21 protein-coding genes and 6 pseudogenes are annotated in these 24,282 nt (G+C 74.7%); 19 read left to right on the top strand and 8 right to left on the bottom strand.

From position 1 onward, the window contains the following. Positions 1-64: 64 nt before the first annotated feature. The 4 genes and pseudogenes from rplM (at position 65) to QQK22_RS10925 (ending at position 3,271) form a co-directional block, all read left to right on the top strand. The gene (rplM, locus tag QQK22_RS10940; RefSeq protein WP_284250967.1) at positions 65-508 is read left to right on the top strand and encodes a 50S ribosomal protein L13; all 444 of its coding nucleotides are present in this window, start codon (positions 65-67) and stop codon (positions 506-508) included. 55 nt (positions 509-563) lie between these two features. Further along, the gene (gene rpsI / locus QQK22_RS10935; protein ID WP_284250966.1) at positions 564-1,049 is read left to right on the top strand and encodes a 30S ribosomal protein S9; all 486 of its coding nucleotides are present in this window, start codon (positions 564-566) and stop codon (positions 1,047-1,049) included. Between the two features lie 14 nt (positions 1,050-1,063). Continuing rightward, a pseudogene (glmM, locus tag QQK22_RS10930) lies at positions 1,064-2,432 on the top strand (phosphoglucosamine mutase). A gap of 146 nt (positions 2,433-2,578) precedes the next feature. Next, positions 2,579-3,271: a DedA family protein gene (locus QQK22_RS10925; protein ID WP_284252689.1), complete on the top strand. Its 693-nt coding sequence runs from the start codon at positions 2,579-2,581 to the stop codon at positions 3,269-3,271. Here the strand turns inward: QQK22_RS10925 and coaA are convergent. Continuing rightward, complete coding sequence (coaA, locus tag QQK22_RS10920) at positions 3,268-4,179, bottom strand: type I pantothenate kinase (protein ID WP_431310193.1); 912 nt, start codon at positions 4,177-4,179, stop codon at positions 3,268-3,270. The genes QQK22_RS10925 and coaA overlap by 4 nt on opposite strands. 176 nt (positions 4,180-4,355) lie before the next feature. On the opposite strand from coaA, the gene glmS reads away from it, so the two are divergent. The 9 genes and pseudogenes from glmS (at position 4,356) to QQK22_RS10880 (ending at position 12,282) form a co-directional block, all read left to right on the top strand. Then, complete coding sequence (glmS, locus tag QQK22_RS10915) at positions 4,356-6,203, top strand: glutamine--fructose-6-phosphate transaminase (isomerizing) (RefSeq protein ID WP_284250964.1); 1,848 nt, start codon at positions 4,356-4,358, stop codon at positions 6,201-6,203. A 7-nt stretch (positions 6,204-6,210) separates the two neighbouring features. Continuing rightward, on the top strand, positions 6,211-6,576 hold the full coding sequence (locus QQK22_RS10910) for a holo-ACP synthase (protein ID WP_284250963.1): 366 nt from the start codon (positions 6,211-6,213) through the stop codon (positions 6,574-6,576). Positions 6,577-6,918: 342 nt separating this feature from the next. Continuing rightward, positions 6,919-7,404: pseudogene (locus QQK22_RS18805) on the top strand (NAD(P)H-hydrate epimerase); the annotation flags it as partial. A gap of 221 nt (positions 7,405-7,625) precedes the next feature. Further along, entirely contained in the window at positions 7,626-8,399 is a 774-nt protein-coding gene (locus QQK22_RS18800) for an ADP-dependent NAD(P)H-hydrate dehydratase (RefSeq protein ID WP_348525569.1), read from the top strand. Positions 8,400-8,403: 4 nt separating this feature from the next. After that, a complete protein-coding gene (alr, locus tag QQK22_RS10900; protein ID WP_284250961.1) occupies positions 8,404-9,579 on the top strand; it encodes an alanine racemase in 1,176 nt (391 codons plus the stop codon). After that, on the top strand, positions 9,576-10,106 hold the full coding sequence (gene tsaE / locus QQK22_RS10895; protein WP_284250960.1) for a tRNA (adenosine(37)-N6)-threonylcarbamoyltransferase complex ATPase subunit type 1 TsaE: 531 nt from the start codon (positions 9,576-9,578) through the stop codon (positions 10,104-10,106). The genes alr and tsaE overlap by 4 nt, the downstream gene beginning before the upstream one ends. Positions 10,107-10,153: 47 nt before the next feature. Continuing rightward, entirely contained in the window at positions 10,154-10,852 is a 699-nt protein-coding gene (tsaB, locus tag QQK22_RS10890) for a tRNA (adenosine(37)-N6)-threonylcarbamoyltransferase complex dimerization subunit type 1 TsaB (protein WP_284250958.1), read from the top strand. After that, positions 10,849-11,271 (top strand): annotated as a pseudogene (locus tag QQK22_RS10885) (GNAT family N-acetyltransferase); the annotation flags it as partial. The gene tsaB and the pseudogene QQK22_RS10885, both read left to right, overlap by 4 nt. A gap of 6 nt (positions 11,272-11,277) precedes the next feature. Next, entirely contained in the window at positions 11,278-12,282 is a 1,005-nt protein-coding gene (locus tag QQK22_RS10880; protein WP_431310192.1) for a sulfurtransferase, read from the top strand. Between the two features lie 3 nt (positions 12,283-12,285). Here QQK22_RS10880 and QQK22_RS10875 read toward each other — a convergent pair whose 3' ends face one another. Further along, a complete protein-coding gene (locus tag QQK22_RS10875; RefSeq protein ID WP_284250956.1) occupies positions 12,286-12,900 on the bottom strand; it encodes a malonic semialdehyde reductase in 615 nt (204 codons plus the stop codon). A 95-nt stretch (positions 12,901-12,995) separates the two neighbouring features. On the opposite strand from QQK22_RS10875, the gene tsaD reads away from it, so the two are divergent. After that, positions 12,996-14,039 carry a tRNA (adenosine(37)-N6)-threonylcarbamoyltransferase complex transferase subunit TsaD gene (gene tsaD, locus QQK22_RS10870; RefSeq protein WP_284250955.1) on the top strand — a complete coding sequence of 348 codons (1,044 nt, stop codon included), beginning with the start codon at positions 12,996-12,998 and terminating at the stop codon, positions 14,037-14,039. 15 nt (positions 14,040-14,054) lie between these two features. Here the strand turns inward: tsaD and QQK22_RS10865 are convergent. The 3 genes and pseudogenes from QQK22_RS10865 to QQK22_RS10860 form a co-directional block, all read right to left on the bottom strand. Further along, positions 14,055-15,197: pseudogene (locus QQK22_RS10865) on the bottom strand (glutamate--cysteine ligase); the annotation flags it as partial. Then, entirely contained in the window at positions 15,197-15,481 is a 285-nt protein-coding gene (locus QQK22_RS18795; RefSeq protein ID WP_348525568.1) for a THUMP-like domain-containing protein, read from the bottom strand. The gene QQK22_RS18795 and the pseudogene QQK22_RS10865, both read right to left, overlap by 1 nt. Continuing rightward, positions 15,478-16,416, bottom strand: a complete 939-nt coding sequence (locus tag QQK22_RS10860; RefSeq protein WP_348525567.1) for a DUF8688 domain-containing protein — start codon at positions 16,414-16,416, stop codon at positions 15,478-15,480. The genes QQK22_RS18795 and QQK22_RS10860 overlap by 4 nt, the downstream gene beginning before the upstream one ends. A gap of 244 nt (positions 16,417-16,660) precedes the next feature. On the opposite strand from QQK22_RS10860, the gene groES reads away from it, so the two are divergent. After that, positions 16,661-16,957: a co-chaperone GroES gene (groES, locus tag QQK22_RS10855; RefSeq protein WP_135848518.1), complete on the top strand. Its 297-nt coding sequence runs from the start codon at positions 16,661-16,663 to the stop codon at positions 16,955-16,957. Between the two features lie 116 nt (positions 16,958-17,073). Here groES and QQK22_RS10850 read toward each other — a convergent pair whose 3' ends face one another. After that, on the bottom strand, positions 17,074-17,364 hold the full coding sequence (locus tag QQK22_RS10850) for a WhiB family transcriptional regulator (RefSeq protein WP_284250953.1): 291 nt from the start codon (positions 17,362-17,364) through the stop codon (positions 17,074-17,076). Between the two features lie 291 nt (positions 17,365-17,655). Between QQK22_RS10850 and guaB the strand changes: the two genes are divergently transcribed. Beyond that, positions 17,656-20,175 carry an IMP dehydrogenase gene (gene guaB, locus QQK22_RS10845; RefSeq protein WP_284250952.1) on the top strand — a complete coding sequence of 840 codons (2,520 nt, stop codon included), beginning with the start codon at positions 17,656-17,658 and terminating at the stop codon, positions 20,173-20,175. 81 nt (positions 20,176-20,256) lie between these two features. On the opposite strand, the gene QQK22_RS10840 is transcribed toward guaB, so the two are convergent. Further along, positions 20,257-20,502 (bottom strand): GntR family transcriptional regulator, encoded by a 246-nt coding sequence (locus QQK22_RS10840; RefSeq protein WP_431310152.1) that lies wholly within the window; start codon positions 20,500-20,502, stop codon positions 20,257-20,259. 147 nt (positions 20,503-20,649) lie between these two features. Continuing rightward, positions 20,650-21,513: a hypothetical protein gene (locus QQK22_RS10835; RefSeq protein WP_284250951.1), complete on the bottom strand. Its 864-nt coding sequence runs from the start codon at positions 21,511-21,513 to the stop codon at positions 20,650-20,652. Positions 21,514-21,634: 121 nt separating this feature from the next. Between QQK22_RS10835 and QQK22_RS10830 the strand changes: the two genes are divergently transcribed. The 3 genes and pseudogenes from QQK22_RS10830 to QQK22_RS19325 all read left to right on the top strand — a co-directional run. After that, a complete protein-coding gene (locus QQK22_RS10830; RefSeq protein WP_284250950.1) occupies positions 21,635-23,029 on the top strand; it encodes a dihydroorotase in 1,395 nt (464 codons plus the stop codon). A 172-nt stretch (positions 23,030-23,201) separates the two neighbouring features. Then, a pseudogene (locus QQK22_RS19330) lies at positions 23,202-23,555 on the top strand (urocanate hydratase); the annotation flags it as partial. A 56-nt stretch (positions 23,556-23,611) separates the two neighbouring features. After that, positions 23,612-24,234, top strand: a pseudogene (locus QQK22_RS19325) (urocanate hydratase); the annotation flags it as partial. Positions 24,235-24,282: the final 48 nt, after the last annotated feature.

The following is a 24,282-nucleotide window of genomic DNA, read 5'->3' as shown; positions in this document are numbered from 1 at the left end:
GGTCAGGGCCAGACAGGCCGAGACCGCTGCGGAGCCCCTCGCAAGCGAAACGAAGGCTACGACTGTGCGCACGTTCACCCCGAAGCCGTCCGACGTCGACCGCACCTGGTACGTCGTGGACGCGACCGATGTCGTTCTCGGCCGCCTGGCGAGCCACGTGGCGAACCTGCTGCGCGGCAAGCACAAGGCGACGTACGCGGCCCACGTCGACACCGGTGACTTCGTCATCGTCGTGAACGCCGACAAGGTCGCCCTCACCGGCAGCAAGGCGGAGCAGAAGAAGGCCTACCACCACTCGGGCTACCCGGGTGGGCTCAAGGCCACCTCCTACACCGAGCTGCTCGCCACCAAGCCCGAGCGCGCCGTCGAGAAGGCCATCGCCGGCATGATCCCCAAGACCAGCCTCGGGCGTGCGCAGATGCGCAAGCTCAAGGTGTACCGCGGCGCCGAGCACCCGCACGCCGCCCAGCAGCCCCAGGCCTTCGAGCTGACGCAGGTCGCGCAGTAACACGCGCACCGTGGCCCTCACGGGCCGTGTCACACCACACCACCCAAGGAGAACCGTGGCTCAGCCGCTGACCGACGAGCTGGACGAGAACGCGCCCAGCAGCTACACCACCGAGACCGCCGCGACCGTGGCCGACCGTGGGCAGAGCATCACCGCCCCCGGCGCCGCCGTGGGTCGCCGCAAGGAGGCGGTCGCCCGCGTGCGCCTCGTCCCCGGCACCGGTGAGTGGACCATCAACGGCCGCACGCTCGAGGACTACTTCCCGAACAAGCTGCACCAGCAGCTCGTGAGCTCGCCGTTCACGCTGCTCGAGCTCGAGGGGCGTTTCGACGTCATCGCGCGCATCGACGGCGGCGGCATCTCGGGCCAGGCCGGCGCGCTGCGTCTCGGCATCTCCCGGGCGCTCAACGGCATCGACGTCGAGGCCAACCGCGCCACGCTCAAGAAGGCCGGCTTCCTCACGCGCGACGCCCGCGTCACCGAGCGCAAGAAGGCGGGTCTCAAGAAGGCCCGCAAGGCGCCTCAGTACTCCAAGCGCTGATCGATCCCGCACCCGTGTCGAGAATCTTCGGCACCGACGGGGTCCGTGGCCGCGCCAACCGCGACGTCACGCCCGAGCTCTCGCTCGGGCTGGGCGTCGCGGCTGCGCGTGTGCTCGCGGCGCACGCCGGCGACCACCACCGTCCCGCACCGGCGCGGCACGGCGGTCGTCCGCGTGCGGTCGTCGGACGCGACCCCCGCGCGTCGGGGAGTTCCTCTCGGCCGCGCTGGCGGCGGGCCTCGCCTCGGCGGGGGTCGACGTCGTCGACCTCGGGGTCCTGCCGACCCCGGCCATCGCGCACCTGACGGCCGCCACGGAGGCGGACATCGGCGTCGTCGTCTCCGCCTCGCACAACCCGATGGCGGACAACGGCATCAAGTTCCTCTCGCGCGGCGGCCACAAGCTGCCCGACGACCTCGAGGACGAGATCGCCGCCCTCCTGGGCCAGGAGTGGGACCGACCCACGGGGCCCGACGTCGGTCGGCTGAGCCGCGACACGGGCCACGCCGGCGAGCAGTACGTCGAGCACCTCCTCACCACGGTCACGACCGACCTGCGCGGACTGCGGATCGCCGTCGACTGCGCCAACGGCGCGGCCAGCGAGGTCGGCCCGCAGGCGCTGCGCGAGGCCGGCGCGGACGTCGTCGTCATCAACGCCTCGCCCGACGGCCGCAACATCAACGAGAAGTGCGGGTCGACGCACCCCGAGCAGCTCCAGGCCACCGTGGTGGCCTCGGGGGCGGCGATGGGCGTCGCGTTCGACGGCGACGCGGACCGCTGCCTGGCGGTGGACGCCACCGGGACGCTCGTGGACGGCGACCAGATCATGGGCCTCGTCGCCCGCTCGATGCAGCGTGCCGGCACGCTCGCCCACGACACGCTCGTCGTCACGGTCATGAGCAACCTCGGACTGCTGCACGCGATGCGCGACGCCGGGATCACCGTCGAGCAGACCGCCGTCGGCGACCGCTACGTGCTCGAGCGCATGCGCTCGGGCGGGTTCAACCTCGGTGGCGAGCAGTCCGGCCACATCATCATGTCCGACCACGCCACCACCGGCGACGGCGTGCTGTCCGCACTGCAGCTCGCGGCGCTGGTCGCCACGGACGGTCCGCTCGACCGGCAGGCGGCCACGATCCGTCGGCTGCCGCAGATCCTCGTGAACGTCGGGGGCGTGGACCGGGCGGGCGCCTCGCGCGACACCGTGGTCCTCGAGGCGGTGGCGGCCGCCGAGGCCGCGCTCGGCGAGGACGGCCGCGTGCTGCTGCGCCCTCCGGGACCGAACCGCTGGTGCGCGTCATGGTCGAGGCCGACACGCAGGAGCGCGCCGCCCTCGTGGCCGGTGAGCTCGCCGCCGTCGTCGAGGAGCGACTCAGTCTCTGACCGCCGGATCCCCCTGCGGGTGGAGGTCCGGGACACGCTCGCCGTGACAGGGTGGAGCCTCACGCACGGCGCACGCAGAGGACGACATGGCCGAGTTCTTCCAGACGATGCAGGACCTCGTCCTGCAGGCGGCCGAGCAACCCTGGATGCTGCTCGTCCTGTACGTGTTCTGCACGATCGACGGGTTCTTCCCGCCGGTGCCGAGCGAGTCGATCGTGATCGCGCTCGCCACGCTGTCGATCCACGGTGACGCGCTGCCCCTGTGGGCGGTGATCCCCGTGGCGGCCGCCGGCGCGATGACGGGCGACCTGATCGCGTTCGCGATCGGTCGCCGCATCCCGATCCACCGCCTGCGGATCTTCCGCACCCGACGCGGTCGCGCACTCCTGGCGTGGGCGGAGAAGCAGCTGCGCGTGCGGGGCGGCGTCTTCATCCTCGCGGCCCGGTACGTACCCGTCGGGCGGGTGGCGGTGAACATCACGGCCGGCGCCGTCGGCTTCCCGCTGCGGCGGTTCCTGGCGTTCGACGCCGTGGCCGCGATCCTGTGGGCGTGCTTCGGCTCGGCGATCGGGATCGTGGCGGGTGCGCTCTTCCACGGCAACCCGCTGCTGTCGATCGCGGTCGGCGTGGCCGGGGGTGTGCTCATCGGCCTGCTGATGGACAAGCTCCTGGCGCGGCTCGGCTTCGGGCCCGCGGAGCTGAGCCCGCGCGACCGCGCGGCGCTGGCGAGGGACGGTGCGCTCCCGGCGGGGGCCGAGGCTACGGGCGGCGAGGCGCAGACGGGGGCCTCAGAGAGCGTGGAGGGCGCTGTGGACGCCGAGGACCGCCCCCGCGGCTAGAGCTTGCGCAGCAGCACCCGCTGGATCCGGTGGTCGGCGTCCTTCGTCATCACGAGGTGCGCGCGCGAGCGCGTCGGGACGATGTTGGCCCGCAGGTTCGGCTCGTTGATGCGTCGCCAGATGTCGGCGGCGGTGGCGCGGGCCTGCGCGTCGTCCAGGTCGGCGTAGCGCCGGAAGTAGGAGCCGGGCTGCGCGAACGCCGTGCGGCGCAGGCGCAGGAACCGCTCGACGTACCAGCGCTCGATGTCGCGCGTACGGGCGTCGACGTAGATGGAGAAGTCGAAGAAGTCCGAGACCGCCAGGCCCGAGGTGCCTTCGCGGTTCGGGCGTGCCGGCTGCAGCACGTTCAGCCCCTCGACCACCAGCACGTCCGGCCGCGAGACGGTGACCGTGCGGTCCGGCACGACGTCGTAGGTCAGGTGGTCGTACACGGGCGCGGTCACGTGGCTCGCCCCCGACTTCACCCGAGCGAGGAACCGCAGGAGCGCGCGGCGGTCGTAGGACTCGGGAAACCCCTTGCGGGTCATCAGGCCGCGGCGCTCCAGCTCGGCGTTCGGGAGCAGGAAGCCGTCCGTGGTCACGAGCTCGACGCGCGGGGTCTCCGGCCACCGGCGCAGCATCTCCACGAGCACGCGCGCGGTCGTCGACTTCCCGACGGCGACGCTGCCGGCCACGCCGATGACGAACGGGGTCCGCGTCGCGCGCTCGCCGAGGAACGTCGAGGTCGCGGCGTGCACGTGCTCGACGCCCTCGACGTAGAGACCGAGGAGGCGCGAGAGCGGGCGGTAGACGGTGTCCACCTCGGCGAGGTCGATCGGGTCGCTCATGCCGCGCAGCCGCACGACGTCGTCCGCGGTCAGCGGGAGCGGGGTCGAGGCCGACAGCCGGCTCCAGTCCCGCCGGTCCAGCTCGACGAACGGTGTGGTGTTGCTCTCCTCGGCGGCCGTCGCGGGGGCGGTGGAGGTGCCGGCGGCTGCGGGATCGGGCCACCCGAGGTCAGGCGGGGAGGTGGCGGTGGTCGGCCCCGGCGTCGCGTCGTCCACGTGCTCCAGTCTGACGCACGAGCGGGGGTTATCGTGGCCGCATGTGTGGAATCGTCGGCTACGTCGGCCCCCAGGTCCCCTCCGCCCGCCCGCTCGAGGTGGTGCTCGCCGGTCTCGGTCGGCTCGAGTACCGCGGGTACGACTCCGCCGGTGTCGCGCTCGTCAGCCCGTCGGGGCTGGCCACCGCCAAGCGCGCCGGCAAGCTGACCAATCTGCTCGGTGAGCTCGAGGCCTCGCCGGTGCCGGACGCCACCGCGGCCATCGGGCACACGCGCTGGGCCACGCACGGCGGCCCCACCGACGCCAACGCCCACCCGCACCGGGCGGGGAAGATCGCCGTCATCCACAACGGCATCATCGAGAACTTCGCCGAGCTGCGGGCGCAGGCCGCCGCCGACGGCGCGACCTTCGCCTCCGAGACCGACACCGAGGTCGTCGCCCACCTGCTCGCCGCCGCGTGGGACGGCGACCTCACGCGGGCGATGCTCGCCGTCGTGAACCGCCTGGAGGGCGCCTTCACGCTGCTCGCCGTGCACGAGGACGTCCCCGACACGGTGGTGGGCGCGCGCCGCAACTCCCCGCTGGTCGTCGGGCTCGGCGACGGCGAGAACTTCATGGGCAGCGACGTGGCCGCCTTCATCTCCTCGACCTCGCGCGCGCTCGAGCTCGGCCAGGATCAGGTCGTGACGATCACGCCCACGAGCGTGGACGTCGTGACGTTCGCGGGCGAGGGCGTGACGCCGCGCGAGTTCACCGTGGACTGGGACGCGAGCGCGGCGGTCAAGGACGGGTTCGACTCGTTCATGGACAAGGAGATCCACGACCAGCCCAAGGCCGTCGCGGACACGCTGCTCGGCCGCACCGACGCCACCGGCGCCCTCGTGCTGGACGAGCTGCGCATCCCCGAGTCGACGCTGCGCAGCATCGACAAGATCATCGTCATCGCGTGCGGCACCGCCGCCTACTCCGGGCACGTCGCCAAGTACGCGATCGAGCACTGGTGCCGCATCCCGGTCGAGGTCGAGCTGGCGCACGAGTTCCGCTACCGCGACCCGATCCTCACCGCCCGGACGCTGGTCGTGGCGATCTCGCAGTCCGGCGAGACGATGGACACGCTCATGGCGGTCCGGCACGCGCGCGAGCAGGGCGCCTCGGTGCTCGCGATCGTCAACACCAACGGGTCGACCATCCCGCGCGAGTCCGACGCCGTGCTGTACACGCACGCGGGCCCCGAGGTCGCCGTCGCCTCCACCAAGGCCTTCCTCGCGCAGATCACCGCGTGCTACCTGCTCGGCCTCTACCTCGCGCAGCTGCGCGGCACGAAGTTCGCCGACGAGCTGCGCGAGATCCTGCACGAGCTGCAGGCGCTGCCGGACAAGATCCAGCACGTGCTCGACGGCGAGGCCGCCGTCCGCGAGGTCGCGCAGGCGATGAAGGACGAGCCGTCCTTCCTGTTCCTCGGTCGGCACGTGGGCTACCCGGTCGCGCTGGAGGGAGCGCTCAAGCTCAAGGAGATCGCCTACATCCACGCCGAGGGCTTCGCGGCGGGCGAGCTCAAGCACGGCCCGATCGCACTGGTCGACGAGGGCCAGCCCGTGTTCGTCATCGCGCCCTCGCCGCGCGGGCGCGACCAGCTGCACCACAAGGTCGTCTCCAACATCCAGGAGGTCCGGGCGCGCGGAGCGCGCACGCTCGTGATCGCGGAGGAGGGAGACGAGGCGGTCGCGCCGTACGCCGACATCGTCTTCCGCGTGCCGCAGACGCCCACGCTGCTGTCCCCGCTCGTGGCCGTGGTGCCGCTGCAGATCTTCGCGAGCGAGCTCGCCAAGGCCAAGGGTCTCGACGTCGACCAGCCGCGCAACCTCGCCAAGTCCGTCACGGTCGAGTAGGCGCGACGTGATCGTCGGGGTGGGGATCGACGTCGTCGACGTCGCCCGGTTCCTCGCGACGCTCGAGCGCACGCCGCGGCTGGCGGAGCGCCTGTTCACGCCGGTCGAGCGCGACCTGGCGCCCGCCTCGCTCGCGGCGCGGTTCGCCGCGAAGGAGGCCATCGCCAAGGCGCTCGGCGCGCCCGCGGGGATGCGGTGGCACGACGCGAGCGTGGCCCGGGTGCCGGGGGCGGCACCCGTCGTGCAGATCACGGGGACGGTGCTGGCACGCGCGCAGGAGCTCGGCGTCGACCGCTGGCACCTCTCGCTGTCGCACGACGCCGGGATCGCCTCCGCCTTCGCGATCGCCGAGCGGACGGGCGGCGATCGCTGACGGTCGGTGCGTGGGACCGTCGGGCGGTCTGGCGAGCCCTTCGGGCGGTCTGGCGGGCCCTTCGGGCGGTCCGACCGACCCGTCGGGTGGTCTCACCGACGGCCGCCCCAGGGTGGCACCGCTGTGACCTGCGGTGATGCGTGGAGGCGTGGTCGGGGCTCGCGTTCAGACCGCCCGACGGCGACGTCGGACCGCCCGACGGGTAGGCCGGACCGCCCGAGGACGCGGCCCGACCGCCCGACCGGCGTCGTCCTCGGCGAGGATGGACGGGTGCTGACCGCTCACCGCTCCACCGACGTCACCGCCGCCGAGGCGCCCCTGCTCGCCGCCGGGCGTCCGCTCATGGCCACGGCCGTACGAGCGCTGAGCACCGCCGTCGCCCGGCACCTGCGGCAGGAGCGGGGGAGGGTCGCCGGGGCCCGGGTGGTGGCGCTGGTCGGGAGCGGGGACAACGGCGCGGACGCGCTGCTGTCCGCCGCCGAGCTCGCCGGGCGGGGTGTCGAGGTCACGGCGTTGCTGGTCGGATCCCGGGTGCACGAGGGCGCAGCGGTCGCGGCGCGGCGTGCCGGCATCACCCCTCTCACCCTGCCGCCCGAAGCCGACGCCGACGCCGACCCCGGGTCGGATTGGGCCGCGCGAGCCGCCGCGGCCGACGTCGTGCTCGACGGCGTGACCGGCATCGGCGCCCACGGTCCGCTGCGGGGCGGGGCGCGCACCGCCGTCGTCGCCCTGATCGAGGCGATCGAGGTGCGCACCGCGGCGGGCGGGACGCGTCCCCACGTCGTCGCCGTCGACGTGCCCAGCGGCGCCGGTGTCGACGACGGCGAGGTCCACGGCCCCGTCCTGGCCGCCGACGCCACCCTCACCACGGGCACCGCGAAGCCGGGCCTGCTGCTCCCCCGGCCGCGCTGCTGGCTGGACGGGTCGAGGTCGTCGACCTGGGCCTGGACCTCGCGGCAGTCGCCCCTACCGTCGTCCGACTCGCGCCCCGCGACGCCGCCGCGCTCTGGCGCGTCCCCGGCCCGCACGACCACAAGTACTCGCGCGGCGTGCTCGGCGTGCTGGCGGGATCGGTCCGCTACCCCGGGGCGGCTGTGCTCGCGACGTCGGCGGCGGCGCCGCTGGTCGGGATGGTGCGCTACCCGGGGCCGGACCCGGTGGCGCACGCCGTGCTCGCGCGGCACCCCGAGGTGGTCGCCGGGTCCGGTCGCGTGCAGGCGTGGGTGATCGGACCCGGAGTCGGGGTCGACGACGAGGAGCGGCTGGCCGAGGCGCGCGAGACCCTGGCGCGCGCGATCGCGGACGGGCTGCCCGCCGTCGTCGACGCCGGGGCGCTCGACGTGCTGCCCGAGCGCGTGGGGGCGCAGATCGTGCTGACGCCCCACGCGGGTGAGCTGGCCCGTCTCCTGTCCGCGCGCGGCGACCAGGTCGAGCGCGGCGAGGTCGAGGCGCGCCCGGCGCACCACCTGCGCCGCGCCGTCGACCTCACGGGGGCGACCGTGCTGCTCAAGGGATCGGTGACGCTCGTGGCGGGACCCGGGACGCCCGTGCACTCGCAGGACGGGAGCACGGACTGGCTCGCGACGGCGGGTGCGGGCGACGTGCTCGCCGGGGTCCTGGGCGCCGCCCTCGCGGGCCGGTCCGACGACGTCGTCGCGCAGCCGGCGCTCGCGACCCCCCTGGCCGCGGCCGCCGCGCTCCTGCACGGGTGGGCCGCGCGGCGGGCGGGGAGGGGCGGCAGGGGCGGCCCCGTCGTCGCGGGCGACGTCGCCGGTGCGGTGGGCGGGAGTCTGGGCGCGCTCCTCGCGACTCTGCGAGACTGACGTCGTGAGCACCTTCCCCGCCCGCGCCGTCGTCGATCTCGACGCGATCGCCGGGAACGTCGCCCACCTGGCCACCCTCGCCCCGCGCAGCGAGGTGATGGCCGTGGTCAAGGCCGACGCGTACGGCCACGGGCTGGTGCCCTCCGCGCTCGCGGCGCAGGCCGGCGGCGCCACCTGGCTCGGCGTCGCGCAGCTCGCGGAGGCGCTGACGCTGCGCGCGCAGGGCGTCACCGGCCGCATCCTCACGTGGATCTACGCGCCCGGCGCGCCGCTCGAGGGCGCGCTGGCCGCGGGCCTGGACCTGTCGGTCGGTGCGCGCTGGGCGCTGGAGGAGGTCGTCGCGGCGGCGCGGGCGAGCGACCGCACGGCGCGCGTGCACCTCAAGGTCGACACCGGGCTGGCGCGCGGCGGGATGTTCCTGACCGAGTGGACGCAGGTGCTCGCCGAGGCGATGGTCGCGCAGGCCGAGGGGCTGATCGAGGTCGTGGGCGTCTGGTCGCACCTCGCCTCCGCCGAGGACGTCACCTCGCCCGTCACGCAGGCGCAGCTCGAGGTGTTCACGGAGGCCGTGGCGCGCGCGGAGGCGGCGGGTGCGCGGCTCGAGGTCCGCCACCTCGCGAACTCGGCCGCGACCCTCGTCAACCCGGCGATGCACTTCGACCTCGTCCGCCCGGGCCTGGCCGTCTTCGGGCTGAGCCCGGTCCCCGGCCGCACGCCGACCGACCTCGGGCTCACGCCCGCCATGCGCCTGGAGGCGGAGATCATGCTGGTCAAGGACGCGCCGGCCGGCCAGGGCGTCAGCTACGGGCACACCTACACCACCACGCGGGACACGGTGCTGGCGGACATCCCCCTGGGCTATGCCGACGGGATCCCGCGGCACGCGAGCGGCGTCGGGCCCTTCCAGGTCGGTGGCCGCCGCCTGACCATCGCGGGCCGGGTCTGCATGGACCAGGTCGTGCTCGACCTGGGGCGGGGCGCCCGCGAGCGGGCGGGCGACGTCGCCGTCCTGTTCGGTCCCGGGGGCGACGGCGAGCCGACGGCGCAGGACTGGGCCGACGCCGTCGGCACCATCTCCTACGAGATCGTCACGCGGCTCGGCTCCCGCGTGCCGCGCGTGTACGTCGGCACGGCCGGCCGCGCCGCGCAGGAGCTGGCGGAGCAGGAGCGGGCGTGGTGAGCGGCGCGACCGTCCCCGAGGGTCCCGAGGCGCCGCAGGCGCGGATCCACCTCGCGGACGCGGAGGCGACGGCGGCGCTGGGCGCGGCCCTCGCCGCACTCGTGCGCGCCGGCGACCTCCTGATCCTCTCCGGCGACCTGGGTGCCGGGAAGACGACGCTGACGCAGGGGCTCGGCCGAGCCATGGGCGTGCGGGGCACCATCGCCTCGCCCACGTTCGTGATCGCGCGCGAGCACCGCTCGACGACGGACGGCCCCGACCTCGTGCACGTCGACGCCTACCGCCTCGGCGGTCTGACGGAGCTGGACGCCCTCGATCTCGACGCGACCCTCGAGGAGTCGGTCACGGTCGTGGAGTGGGGCGCCGGCCTGACCGAGGCGCTCGCCGAGGACCGCCTCGAGCTCACGATCGACCGGGCGCGCGGCGACGCCGTCGACACCGGCCGCGACGTGACCGTGCGCGGTGTCGGGGCGCGCTGGGCGGATCTCGACGGCGCGGCGCTCGCCGCCGCCGTCGCTCGCCCCTGACGGCCGCCCCGCCGGGCGCTGTCGGACGCAGCGCCTACGCTGGAGCGGTGAGTGAGGTCATCCTGGCGCTCGACACCTCGAGCGGAACCCGCGTCGCCCTGGTGCGCGACGGCGTCGTACGTTCGGCGCGCGTGCACGCCGACGCGCGGGCGCACGCCGAGCACGCGACCACCCTCGTGCAGGAGGTGCTGGAGGAGGCGGGCCTGCGGCCCGCGGACGTGACGGCGGTCGCCGTCGGCACCGGACCCGCCCCCTTCACGGGGCTCCGCGTCGGGCTCGTGACGGCGGAGATGCTGTCGCTGAGCCTCGGTGTTCCCGCGTGGGGCGTGCCGAGCCTCGACGCGTGGGCGGCCGGCGCCCTCGCGGCCGACCCCGCGCTCGAGGAGGTCGTGGTCGCGACCGACGCGCGCCGTCGGGAGGTCTACACGGCCACCTACGTGCGTGATGCCGGAGCAGCCGGCGGGCTGCGGCGCGACGGCGACTTCGCGGTGCACCGCCCGAGTGCGGAGCCGACCGCCGCCGTCGGGAGCGGGACCGTGCTCTACCCCGAGGCCTACCCGGCGCTGCAGCCCGGCGCCGATCTCGAGGTGCACCACCTCGCGACGCTCGGTTCCGCGCGGGTCGCGGCGGGCCTGTCGGTCCCGCTGACGCCGCTCTACCTGCGCCGGCCGGACGTCCACGGCGCCCCCGGCGGGCTCGAACCCGCCGTTGCCGCCACCGCAGCCACCGCACCGGAGCCCCGATGACCGCCACCCGGATCCGCCCGCTGACACCCGGTGACCTCGACCGCGTCGAGCAGCTCGAACCCGAGCTGTTCGGCGTCGGCGCGTGGTCGCGGCGCACCTACGTCGACGAGCTCGACCGCGAGGACCGCGTCTACCTCGCCGCGGTCGACGACTCCGGCGACCTGATGGGCTACGCGGGTGTGGCGCTCGAACCGGAGTGGACCGTCATGACCGTCGGGGTCGCCCCGCAGGCGCGCCGACGCGGCGTCGCCACCCTCCTGGTGGACGCGCTTGTCGAGACGGCGCGGGACGCGGGCGGCACCGAGCTCTTCCTCGAGGTGCGGGCGCACGACGGCGGGGCGCAGCAGCTCTACCGCAACGCCGGCTTCGTGCGCATCGGCCTGCGCAAGCGGTACTACCAGCCCGAGGGGGCCGACGCCGTCGTGATGCGCCTGGGGCTGCGGCGGCGCGTCGGCGCGGTCGGGGCCGAGGCGACGGGCGCGGCGTTCGGCCGCGTCGACCCGATCGGGGTGCACGCCGGGACGCCGCAGGAGTCCGGACCGGCGGCGCCGCCGTCGCGCGACCCGCTGCGGGACGCGGTCTTCGCCGACGTCGACGTCGTGCACGACCTCGTGTGGAGCGCTCAGGCGCCCGTGCTCCTCGACGTGCGCTGGGCGCTCGGCGCCGGGGACGGCCGTGCGCAGTACACGCGCGGCCACCTGCCCGGTGCGGTGTTCGTCGACCTCGAGACGGAGCTGGCAGGGCCGCCCTCGACCGGCGCCGGCCGCCACCCGCTGCCCGACCTCGCCGACCTCCAGGCGGCCGCGCGCCGGTGGGGCGTCGGCGGGGACTCGACGGTCCTGGTGTACGACGACGCCGGCGGCACCTCGGCCGCACGCGCCTGGTGGCTGCTGCGCTGGGCCGGGGTGGCGGACGTCCGGATCGTCGACGGCGGGCTGCGCGCCTGGGTCGCGGCGGGCCACCACCTCGAGGACGGGGACGTGCGGCCCCGGCCGGGCGACGTCGTGCTTGCGCCCGGGAGGCTGCCCACCGTGACGGCGGACGAGGTGGCCGACCACCCCGGCGTCGTGCTCGACGCCCGCGACCACGCCCGGTTCACGGGCGAGGTCGAGCCGGTCGACCCGCGTGCGGGGCACGTGCCGGGCGAGGTCAGCGCGCCGACGCGCGAGAACCTCACCCCTGACGGCTGGCTGCTCGAGGCGGAGGAGCTGCGGGCGCGGTTCGCCGGGCTGGGCGTCCCGACCGCGGGCGGTGACCGGGGTGACGCCGACGGCGCCGCCCCGGACGTTGCCGTCTACTGCGGCTCGGGCGTCACCGCGGCGCACCAGATCGCCGTCCTGGCCTCGATCGGTGTCCCGGCGGCCCTGTACCCGGGCTCGTTCTCGCAGTGGAGCAGCGACCCGGACCGCGAGGTCGCGACGGGGGAGTAGCGCTCAGCCGAGCGTGACGACGACGTCGTCCGCGCTCAGACGGCCCGCGCGCGGGTGCGTCCCGTCCGGAGCGGCGGCGCGGCCGACGTTGACGACCAGGAGCGAGCGCCAGCCGGACGCGGCGTGCAGGTCGGCGTCGAGCGCGTCGGCGTCGAACCCGCCCATCGGCCCGACGGCGAGACCGCGGGCACGCAGCGCGAGCAGCAGGTACCCGACCTGCAGGAGCCCGTTGGTGCGGGCCATCTCCGCGCGCTGCTCGGGCTGCGTCTCGAGCCGCTCGGCGAGCCCGGTGCGCGTGGGGGCGAGCGTGTCGAGCCGGGTGTGGAAGCCGGGGTCGGTCGCGGCCACGACCGTCAGGGGAGCCGCGAGGGTCTTGGCCCGGTTGCCCTCGGCCATGTGACGGGCGAGGCGCTCGCGCGGCGCGCCAACCGGGACCACGGTGAGGCGCAGCGGGGAGATGTTCATCGCCGTCGGCGCCCAGCGCAGCGTCTCGTAGGCGGCGGTGATCTCCGCGGGGTCGACCGCGCCCTCGGCGAACGTGTGGACCGAGCGTGCCTCGTGGAAGAGGAGGTCGAGCGCGGCGTCGTCCAGGGCGGGTGCGAGCGTGGTGGTGGTCATGGTTGTCGCAACAACCCGCGAGGGGTGGGCGTTCCCCGGCGTGACCGTGATCACGCACCCGGGGTGCGGGAGCGCGGCGAGTAGGCTGACTCGCCGTGAGCGAACCCCTGGTGCTGGGCATCGAGTCCACCTGCGACGAGACCGGTGTCGCCCTCGTGCGCGGCCGCGAGCTGCTGGCCGACGTGACCGCGTCCTCGATGGACGAGCACGCGCGCTACGGCGGCATCGTGCCGGAGGTCGCCTCGCGCGCGCACCTGGAGGCGCTGCGTCCCACGATCGGTGCGGCGCTGGATGCGGCCGGGGTGACGCTGGCGGACGTCGACGCCGTCGCCGTCGCCTCGGGGCCCGGGCTGGTGGGGTCGCTGACCGTGGGGACCGCCGGCGCCAAGGCGCTCGCGCTCGGGCTGGGCGTGCCGCTGTACGGCGTCAACCACGTGGTCGGGCACGCTGCCGTCGACGAGCTGGTGCACGGCGCGTTCCCGGAGCGGTTCCTCGCGCTGGTGGTCTCGGGCGGGCACTCCTCGCTCCTGCTGGTGGGCGACATCGCGACCGACGTCACCGAGCTCGGCCAGACGCTCGACGACGCCGCGGGCGAGGCGTTCGACAAGGTGGGGCGCCTGCTTGGGCTGCCCTACCCGGGCGGGCCGCACGTCGACTGGCTCGCGAAGCAGGGCGACCCGACGGCGATCCCGTTCCCGCGGGGGCTGTCCAAGGGGCGCGAGCTCGCGCGGCACCCGTACGACTTCTCGTTCTCCGGCCTCAAGACGGCGGTGGCCCGCTATCTCGAGGGCCGCGCCGACGCGGGGGAGGAGTACTCGCCCGCCGACGTCGCGGCGTCGTTCTCCGAGGCCGTCGCCGACGTGCTGGTCACCAAGACGCTGCGCGCGTGCGCCGAGCACGACGTGTCGACGCTCGTGATCGGCGGGGGCTTCTCGGCCAACTCGCGGCTGCGCGAGCTCGCGGCCGAGCGCTGCGCGGCGGCGGGGGTGCAGGTGCGCATCCCGCCGATCCGGTACTGCACCGACAACGGCGCGATGATCGCCGCGCTCGGCTCGGCCGTGGTGCGGGCGGGGGTCGCGCCGTCGCCGCTCGACCTGGCGGTCGACTCCTCGATGCCGCTCTCCCTCGTCTCCGTCTGACCCGCGAGGGCTAGAGGGGGTGCCGGCGCGCATCTCCCGCACGAGCGAGCTCACGACGGCGTCCAGCGCCCCGCCCGAGCGCCGCGCCACCGCGCGCTGACGCTGGTAGGAGGCACCCCGGCGCGCGATGACCCGCAGGTTCTCCAGGTCGGCCCGGCACCCGATCCGGTCGGCGACGGGGGCGAGGTCGTCGATCCACCGCGAGACCGCGTCGGTCACCAGCTCCTCGTCGCCCTCGGCGTTCAGGATGATGATCGCGTCCATGCCGTAGCGCGCCGAGCGCCACTTGTTCTCCTGGTGGAACCACGGCGGCATCACCGGCAGCTCGCGCCCGTCGTCGAGCATCGTGGAGAAGTGCTCGATCGCGCAGTGCACGAACGCGGCCAGCGCGCGCAGCTCGAGGATCGACGGCGTCCCGTCGCTCACCCGGACCTCGATCGTCCCGAGGTGGGGAGCGGGCCGGATGTCCCAGCGCACCTCGTCGAAGGCGTCGATGACGCCGGTGTGGAGCATGTCGCCCGCGTACTGCTCGAGCTGCGGCCAGGTCGCGAGGTCGAACGGCAGCCCCGCCGTCGGAAGCTGCTGGAACATCAGCGCCCGGTTCGAGGCGTAGCCGGTGTCCTCCCCGCCCCAGAACGGCGACGACGCCGAGAACGACTGCAGGTGCGGCAGCAGCGTCGTCATCGCGCGGACGATCGGCATGACCTTCTCGCGGTCCTCGACGCCCACGTGCACGTGCACGCCGTAGATGAGCATCTGCCGGCCCCACCACTGCGTGCGGTCGATGAGGGTGGCGTAGCGCTGCTTGTTGGTGACCTTCTGCTGGTTCCACCGGGCGAACGGGTGCGTGCCCGCGCACATGAGCTCCACGCGCAGCGGATCCGTCACGGTGCGGACCTGGGCGATGGCGTGCTCGAGGTCGGCGGCCGCGTCGCCCACGCTCTCGCCCACGCCGGAGATGATCTCGATGGTGTTGAGCAGGAGCTCCTGCTTGATGTGCGGGTGCTCCCCGCCGTCGGCCGGGCGCACGGCGTCGAGCACCACCTCGGCGACCTGGCGCAGGTCGCCGGAGTCGACGTCGACCAGCGCGAGCTCCCACTCCAGCCCGATCGTGCCGCGACGCGACGTCGCGAACGGGATCTCGCGGGGTGCCGCCATCAGGACTCCTTCGGTGGTGCGGTCGGGGACGGCCGTTCGACGACGAGCACGCGCGGCGCCCCGGCGATGCGCGTCAGCACGATCGTGGCAGACGCGCGGCCGCGCGGCGCGAGCTGGGTGCGGAGCCGCGCCGGGTCGAGCGCGGACCCCCGCTTCTTGATCTCGAGCGTGCCGACGTCGCGCTCCCGCAGGTAGGTGCGCAGGCGCTTGAGCGAGAACGGCATGTCGTCGAGCACGCGGAACGGCGTCGCGAACGGGGTCGCGGTCAGCGTCGGCGCGGTCACGTACGCGATGCTCGGGTCGAGCAGGTGGCCGCCGAGGTCGCGCGCGAGCCGCGCCACGAGGCCGGCGCGGATGACGGCGCCGTCCGGCTCGTAGAGGTGCGCGCCGAGCGCCCCGCCTCGGCCTGCTCGACCGGCGCGGACGGGTCGCCGGCCTCGCCGAGGACGTGGCCGGTCCCGGCCGCGTCCAGCACGAGCGCCGAGCGGCCGGGCCCCTCGGGCGCGAGCGGTCCGAACCACAGGTCGGCCTCGAGCACGTCGCCGGCGACGCTCAGCCACTGCGCGTGCGCGTCACCCGGGATGTCGGCGTGCGCGAGTCCGGGACCGAGCTTGAGGCCGAGGCTCGGGATCCGCTCGCGCAGGGCGAGCAGGCGGTCGACGGCGGGGGAGTAGTCCGCGAGCGCGTGCAGCCGGCGCCCGGCACCGGTCCGGCGGGCGGGGTCGGCCCACACGCCGTCGACCCCGGTCAGGTCGACGGCGAGCGCGTCCCCCGTCACGACCCTCGCCTCGGGCAGCTGACGCAGGTTCACCGCGGCGACCATCGCCGTCGCCTCGTCCCGCTCGACGGCGAGCACCTGCATCCCCATGCCCGCCAGCGCCATGGCGTCCGACCCGATGCCGCACCCGAGGTCGGCGACGTGGGTCGCGCCGGCGGTGCGGAAGCGGTGCGCGTGCCGCGCGGCGACGCTCAGCCGCGTCGCCTGCTCCAGCCCGTCGGGGGTGAAGAGCATGTCCGCGGCCAGGTCGCCGAACTTGCCGACGGCGCGGGCCCGCAGCCGGGACTGCGTCAGGGCTGCGGCGACGAGGTCGGCGTCGAGCCCGGTACCGCGCAGGGCGCTGCCCAGGGCGAGCGCCTGCTCGGGGTCGTAGGGCGGGAGCTGGGTCAGGAGCGCCCACCCCGCCGGGTCGACGAGCGGTCTGATGCTGGCGGGATCCACGCGCCGATCCTCGCAGACGAGGGCCCCGCGGCCGCCACCCCTGGTGGCTCGCGCCGCCGGGCGGCGCTCACCCGCTGGCACTCGCCTTGACCGAGTGCTAATCGCCTTCCTACAGTGGTCGCAGCACCGGGCACGCCCCGGAGCCGGTCACGACGGACACACCGCTCGACCCCCGCGACGGCGGGCGGAGACGTCCGGAGGGGCCGTCCACCGCATCGTTCACCCACGGAAGGGGAGGTCCGACGTGTCGGTCTCCATCAAGCCGCTCGAGGACCGGATCGTCATCCAGACGCTCGAGGCCGAGCAGACCACGTCCTTCGGCCTCGTGCTGCCGGACAGCGCCAAGGAGAAGCCCCAGGAGGGCAAGGTCGTCTCCGTCGGCCCCGGTCGCGTCGACGACTCGGGCAACCGGATCCCGGTCGACGTCGCCGTCGGCGACGTCGTCATCTACAGCAAGTACGGCGGTACCGAGGTCAAGTACGCGGGCGAGGACTACCTGATCCTCTCCGCGCGCGACGTCCTCGCGGTCGTCACGAAGTAGCTGCCCGCCGGCACGAGCCGGCCGGTCGCAGGAGCCCCGGAGCGCACGTCGCACCGGGGCTCCTGCGCGTCCGGGGAGGTGGGGCCGCCGTCCGGGCGGCAGCCGTGCCCGAGCGCTCAGACCGCGCGGTTGTAGACGCGGCCGAGGAGGGCGGTGCGCTCCTCCTCCGACAGGCCGCCCCAGACGCCGTACGGCTCCTTGACGGCCAGGGCGTGGGCGCGGCACTGCGCGAGCACGGGGCAGGCGGCGCAGACGGCCTTGGCGGTCTCGCTGCGACGGCGCCGCGCAGAACCGCGTTCGCCCTCGGGGTGGAAGAACGTGGACGGCTCGACCTCGCGACAGGCTCCCTCGTACTGCCACTCCCAGTGGTCCATGACCGGGCCGGGCAAACGGGAGATCTCAGCCATCGCGGCCCCTTCGAGATGCAGTGCACTTCCGTGATCGTGTTGCGGATCACACTACAAGTGAGTCACAAGCGGTTCAAGAACAGTTCACAAGGTGGGCGAACGTGAATCAGGCACTCGTGCTCGCGCGAGGCGAGGGCGACGCCGCGCTGGAGGGCGGCCGAGCTGGCGGCTCGCTAGCGCTTCAGGTCCACTTCGTGAACGGTCTTGTACTGTGATCGATCACATCTTTTCTCAGGAGATCGATCGGTGTCAGACTGCGCGAGCACTGATCCGACGTGACCGGGGGCCACCTTGATCGAGCGTCACGAGAACGAGTCCGTCGTCCAGCCCGGGGTTCCCGGTGTCGGTGGCGAGGCGCCGCTCACGGTGGCAGCCGTGGCCGCGCGGCTGGGGGTGGCGGCGTCGACGTTGCGCACCTGGGACCGCCGCTACGGGCTCGGACCGTCGCAGCGCCAGGCCGGCAGCCACCGCCGCTACGCACCGGCCGACCTCCAGCGCCTCGAGGCGATGCGGGTCCTCACCCGCAAGGGCGTCGCGCTCGCGGACGCCGCGCGGGTCGCGTTGCGGGCGGCGCCGCTCCCGGCAGCGGGGGACGGTGTCGTCACGGAGGACCTCGATCCGGTCGCGCTCGTCGCCGCGACCGTCGATCCGGTCAGGCTGACCGCCGCGCTGCGGTGCGCGGTCGAGGACGTCGGGACGCTGCGGACCTACGACGAGCGGGTCCGCCCGGCGATGGAGCTGCTGGCGGCGGCCGGGCGCTCCGACGCTCCCGGCCACGACCCCGAGGCGGTGCTGGAGGCCGCGTTCCTCGAGGTCGTCCGGGAACGGGCGCAGGCGCTGCCGCAGCCAGGGGCGGCTGCCGCCGTCGTCCTCGTGGTCGCGCCTCGTCGGCACGTGGTCGCGGCGCACGCCCTGGCGGGCGCGCTGCACGAGGTCGGACTGCGCACCCGCGTCGTGGACCACGCGGTGTGGTCGGCCGGACGCGAGGTGCCGGGGGTGGGCCGGTCGACCTGGTGGTCGAGATGCACCTCGCGGTGCCCCCGGCCGAGGGGGCCGTGCGCCGCGGCACGTACGCCCTCCTCCTGGTGGGTCCGGGGCTCGGTGACGTCGCGTCGTCGGCGGGCGCCTGCGCCGTCCGCACCCTGGCCGCCGCGCTCCCGGAGGCCGTCGACGTGGTCGCGGAGCGCACCGGCGGCCCGCCTGCGGGGGTGTGAGGGCTCGGACGGCGCCGGCGGGCGCGCGTACGATGGCATCCGTGGTTCATCCCGACTCGGTCCCCGCAGCAGACAGCGCGCCGCTCGGCGCCCCCAGACGCTCGACGAGAAGTTCGGTTTCGTCGGCCTGACCTACGACGACGTGCTCCTCCTCCCCGGTGAGACGGACGTCATCCCCAGCGACGCGGACACGACGTCGCGCCTCACCCGTGAGATCTCCGTGAAGATCCCGCTGCTCTCGGCGGCGATGGACACCGTGACGGAGGGCCGGATGGCGATCGCCATGGCTCGCCAGGGCGGCGTCGGCATCCTGCACCGCAACCTCCCGATCGCCGACCAGGCGGGTCAGATCGACCTGGTCAAGCGTTCGGAGTCCGGCATGATCACCGACCCGGTCACGATCGGCCCGGACGCGACGCTCGCCGAGCTCGACGCCCTGTGCGGCCAGTACCGCGTCTCCGGCCTGCCGGTGGTGGAGACGGACGGTGCGCTCGTCGGCATCATCACCAACCGCGACCTGCGCTTCGTGCCGCGGGAGCGGTTCGCGACGGCGCGCGTGCGCGAGGTCATGACGGCCTCGCCCCTGATCACGGCCCCGGTGGGCATCGCCCGCGACGACGCCGCGGCGCTGCTCGCGAAGCACCGGATCGAGAAGCTCCCGCTCGTTGACGGCGACGGGCACCTGCGCGGGCTCATCACCGTGAAGGACTTCGTCAAGTCGGAGCAGTACCCGGACGCGACCAAGGACGCCGAGGGCCGCCTGGTCGTGGGTGCCGCCGTCGGGTTCTTCGGCGACGCGTGGGAGCGGGCGACCGCGCTGGTGGAGGCGGGGGCCGACGTGCTCGTCGTCGACACCGCGAACGGCCACGCGCGGCTCATGCTCGACATGGTGCGCCGCCTCAAGTCCGACCCGGCCACCCGCGGGGTCCAGGTCATCGGCGGCAACGTCGCCACGTTCGACGGCGCGCGCGCCCTCGTCGAGGCGGGCGTCGACGCGGTCAAGGTCGGGGTCGGACCCGGGTCGATCTGCACCACCCGCGTGGTGGCGGGGGTCGGCGTCCCGCAGGTGACGGCGATCTACGAGGCCTACCGCGCGTGCCGCGCCGCGGGTGTGCCCGTGATCGGCGACGGCGGGCTGAAGTACTCCGGCGACATCGCCAAGGCCATGGTCGCCGGTGCGGACACCGTGATGCTCGGCGGGCTGCTCGCGGGCACCGACGAGAGCCCGGGCGACCTCGTGCTCGTCAACGGCAAGCAGTTCAAGCGCTACCGGGGCATGGCCTCGCTCGGCGCGATGCAGTCGCGCGGCGACCGCCGCAGCTTCTCGAAGGACCGCTACTTCCAGGGCGACGTCTCCGACGACGACGTCATCACCGAGGGCATCGAGGGCCAGGTGCCCTACCGCGGTCCGCTCGCCGCCGTCGCGCACCAGCTCGTCGGCGGTCTGCACCAGTCGATGTTCTACGTCGGTGCGCGCACGATCCCCGAGCTGCAGGAGCGCGGCAAGTTCGTCCGCATCACCCCGGCGGGGCTGAAGGAGTCGCACCCGCACGACGTCCAGATGGTGGCGGACTCGCCGAACTACTCGCGCCACTGACGCCCGCGCGCCCGCGAGAACGCCGGGTGCTGCTCGAGAACCACTCCCGAGCAGCACCCGGCGTTCTCGTCCCTCCCCTGCTCAGCGGCGGGCGACGTCCCGCAGCAGCGCCGTCGCCTCGTCGAGGGAGAGACCGAGGCGGCGGGCGTGGGTGAGGTAGGTGATCGCGTGCGCGGCCAGCTCCGCCCGTGCGGCCTCGCTCGCCGCCGACGCCACCACGGTGCCGGCCCGCCCGCGCGTCTCGACGAGACCCTCCGCCTCGAGCTCGCGGTAGGCGCGAGCGACGGTGTTGACGGCGAGCCCGAGGTCCTGCGCCAGGCGGCGCACGGTCGGTAGGCGGGTGCCGGGGAGAGCGCGCCGTCGGCGACGGCGGCGGCGTACTGCGCCCGGATCTGCTCGTACGGGGGGACGGCGGAGCCGGGGGCGATCCGGATCGCGGCGGTCATGCGCAGGCGCCTCTCGTGCCGAGGTCGCTCACGTCCCGCGGAGCGCGGGGTAGAGGTCCTCGGAGGTCAGGTGGAACGAGCGATCGTCCCACAGCCGACGGCGGAAGGTCCGCTGCGGACGGGCCAGGAGGATCGGCCCGAGCGCGATGAGCATCACTACCGCGAAGGGCAGCCCACCGTCCGCGGCGTCCGGGACGATCGCGATCGCGAGGAGCGCCAGGGCGGGGACGAGCACGGCGGTGGAGGCCAGCGTCACCGAGCGTGCGACGAACCCGTCCTGCCAGGCGAGCTCCAGGTCGGTCCGGGCCGTTCGCGGGGTGCGCAGCGCCCGGTGGCGGACGATGGCGAAGAGGCCGAGCCCGGCGACCGTGGCGAAGGCGGCGACCACCGCGGCGACCCCGCTGCCCGGCGCCTGCCACGGGTCGGGGCGGATCGCGGTGACGACCCCGGTGGCCACCACAGCGCCGGCCGGGACCAGCCAGACCAGTGCGGTCAGCCACCGCGGCTGGAGGTCGTCGACCGAGACGTCCCTGGCGTGGGCCACCCGGGCGTCGGCCGGAGGCGCGGGGTCGGCGCCGGCCGCACCCAGCGTCGAGCCGAACGTCATCCCGAGGACGAACCCGAACAGGATCGGGTAGGGGTAGTCGGGAGCGCCACCGGCGAGCGCGAGGCCCACGCCTCCGAGCAGCACGCCGACGGCGGCGCCGAGCGTCTCGCCCACGGCGATGCGGCGGGTGCGGCGCACCGCGTCGGCGTGCGCGACCGCCGTCATCGGCAGCCGCCAGCGCTCGGAGGTGCGCAGCACGTCCGACATCACGGGCGTGTCGCTCGCCCGCCACAGCCGCGCCAGGCAGAACACCGAGAGGACCGGGATCCAGTACCACCAGCTCATGTCAGCCTCCCCAGGTTTGTACTGATGATTGTATCAAATGGGGCCCTGGGACAGGAAGGCCCTAGGCGTGCGGCCCCGGCCCCCGTAGGGTCGTGAGCCGCGCGCGAGGAGAGGTGAGACCGTGCCGACAGGCCCCAGCGAGCAGACGTCCGGCGTCGCCGCGCCCTCGCCCGACCCGACCCTCGTCGTCGCGGGCACGCTCCTGCTCGACGGTGCCTGGCGCCCCGGCGAGGTGTGGATCTCGGGTGAGCGCATCAGCCGCGTCACGGCGACCCGTCACGAGGACCGCACGGGTGCGCGCCGGATCGACGTGGGTGAGGACCGCGTGATCCCCGGCGTCGTGGACGCCCACGTGCACTCGCTGAGTCACACGCACGAGGGACTGCGCGCCGCCACGCGCAGCGCGGCCGCCGGCGGGGTCACGACGATCGTGGAGATGCCGTTCGACGCCACCGGGCCGATCAACACCGTCGACCGGCTGCGGGCGAAGCAGGACCTCGTCTCGGACCAGGCGCACGTCGACGTCGCGCTGCTGGGGACGCTCGAGCCGCGGGGCGGCTGGCGACGGGCCGAGGCGCTCGCGGACGACGGGGTGCGCGGCTTCAAGGTCAGCCTCTTCGACACCGATCCCGTCCGGTTCCCGCGCATCGACGACCGCGACCTCCTGAGCGTCACGGCCGCCGTCGCCGGCACGGGGCGCACGCTCTGCGCCCACGTGGAGAACAACGAGGTCGTCAAGGGCCTGCTCGCCGAGGAGGCGGCCAACCGCGACCCGGAGGACGTGCAGGCCCACACCCGTACCCGCCCGCCCGTCGCGGAGACGCTCGGCGCGCTGACCGCGATGGAGATCGCCGCCGCCACCGGGAGCGCGCTGCACCTGTGCCACCTCTCGCTGCCCCGCAGCGTGGACCTCGCCCTCTGGTACCGCGAGCAGGGCGCCGACGTCACGTTCGAGACCTGCCCCCACTACCTGACCTTCACGAGCGCCGACCTCGCGACGCGGCGCGGCCGGCTCAAGATCAACCCGCCGCTGCGCGAGGGCGCGGACCGGGAGGGCCTGTGGCGGCACGTCGCCGCGGGGCGGGTGCCGGTCATCTCGAGCGACCACGCCCCGTGGCCGGCCGCGCTCAAGGACCACGAGGTCATCCTCGACAACCACTCGGGCGCGCCCGGCGTCGAGACCCTCGCGGCCGTGACGCTCGGCGGGGCGATGGCCCGCGGGCCCGAGACGTTCACCCGTGCGCTGGAGGCGCTGACGATCGCGCCGGCGCGCCGCTACGGTCTCGCGGACCGCAAGGGGTCGCTCGAGGTCGGCAAGGACGCGGACGTCGCCGTCCTCGCGTTCGACGACGCGGCCGTGATCGACGAGGCGCGCCTGCACTCGAACGCGGGCTGGTCGCCGTACGACGGCGTGCGGCCCGGCGTCGTCGTCACCCACACGATCGCGCGCGGCGAGCTGGTGTGGTCCCGGGCGGCGGGGCTCACCTCGCGCGACGGTCGCGGGGAGCTCCTGTGACGGCCACGGAGGCACCTCGGCGGCGTCCGCATCGTGAGACGAGCGGGACGGGATTGCGACGACGGACGGGCCTGCAGTACTCGTTGCCGCATGGGGACGGGTCTCCGGGCACGCCGGTGCCCCGCCGCGAGGTCGGCGCATCGCCGCGCCGGATCGGTCGCGGGGTGACCGCGTGAGCGTCGTCAGCCCGCTGCTCGCCGGCGGCCGCGAGCCGCTGCGCGCGCACCGCGGCACCACCCTGCGCGCGCGCAGCTGGCGCGCCGAGGGGCTCCTGCGGATGTTCGAGAACGTGCTGGAGGTGGGGGAGCGGCCGCAGGACCTCGTCATCTACGCCTCGCTGGGCAAGGCGGCCCGCGACTGGGACGCCGCGGCCCGCATCGCTCGCGCGCTGCTGGAGATCGACGTCTCCGACACCCTCGTGCTGCAGTCCGGCCTCCCGGTCGGCACCCTCCCGACGCACGACGGCGCCCCGCTGGTGCTCTCCGCCGTCAACAACACGGTGGGCACCTGGGCCACACCCGAGCGGTTCTACGAGCGCCACGCGCAGGGCCGGACGATCTGGGGCGGTCTCACGGCCGCCGCGTGGCAGTACATCGGCCGCCAGGGGTCCTCGCCGGGACCTACGAGCTGCTCGGCGCCGTCGCCACCCGCCACTTCGGTGGGCGCACACCGGAGCACCTGCGCGGGCGCTGGATGCTCACGGCGGGCATGGGCGGCATGGGCTCCTCGCAGCCGATCAGTGCGGCGATCCTCGGGCTGTCCTCGCTCACCGTCGAGGCCGATCCCGCCAAGATCGAGCGGCTGCGGGCCGCGGGCGGGCTCGACGTCGTCGCGCGCGATCTCTCCGCGGCGCTCGCGGCGCTCGACCGCGGCCGGGAGGCGGGCGAGGTGCTCGCCGTCGGGCTCCTGGGGAACGCGGCCGAGGTCTTCGAGGACATCGCGCGCCGGGGGTGGTGCCCGACGTCGTGACCGATCAGACGGCGGCGCACGACGTCCGCTACGGCTACCTGCCCGTGGGCTACACGCTCGAGGCGTGGGCGAGCGTCCGCGAGAGCGACCCGCAACGCGTCGAGCGGGACGCGCGCGCCTCGATCGCGCGTCAGGTCGAGGCGATGCTGGCGTTCGCCGCGGCCGGGTCCGTGGTGTTCGAGAACGGCAACAACCTGCGCGTGCAGGCGATCGCCGCGCTCGACGACACGGTGCCGGACGGCGGAGGCTCGCGGGCGGACGCCGAGGAGCGGATCCTCACGATC

The organism is Litorihabitans aurantiacus (assembly GCF_030161595.1).
Classification (GTDB): domain Bacteria; phylum Actinomycetota; class Actinomycetes; order Actinomycetales; family Beutenbergiaceae; genus Litorihabitans; species Litorihabitans aurantiacus.
This window is presented reverse-complemented; position numbering and strand designations above follow the sequence as displayed.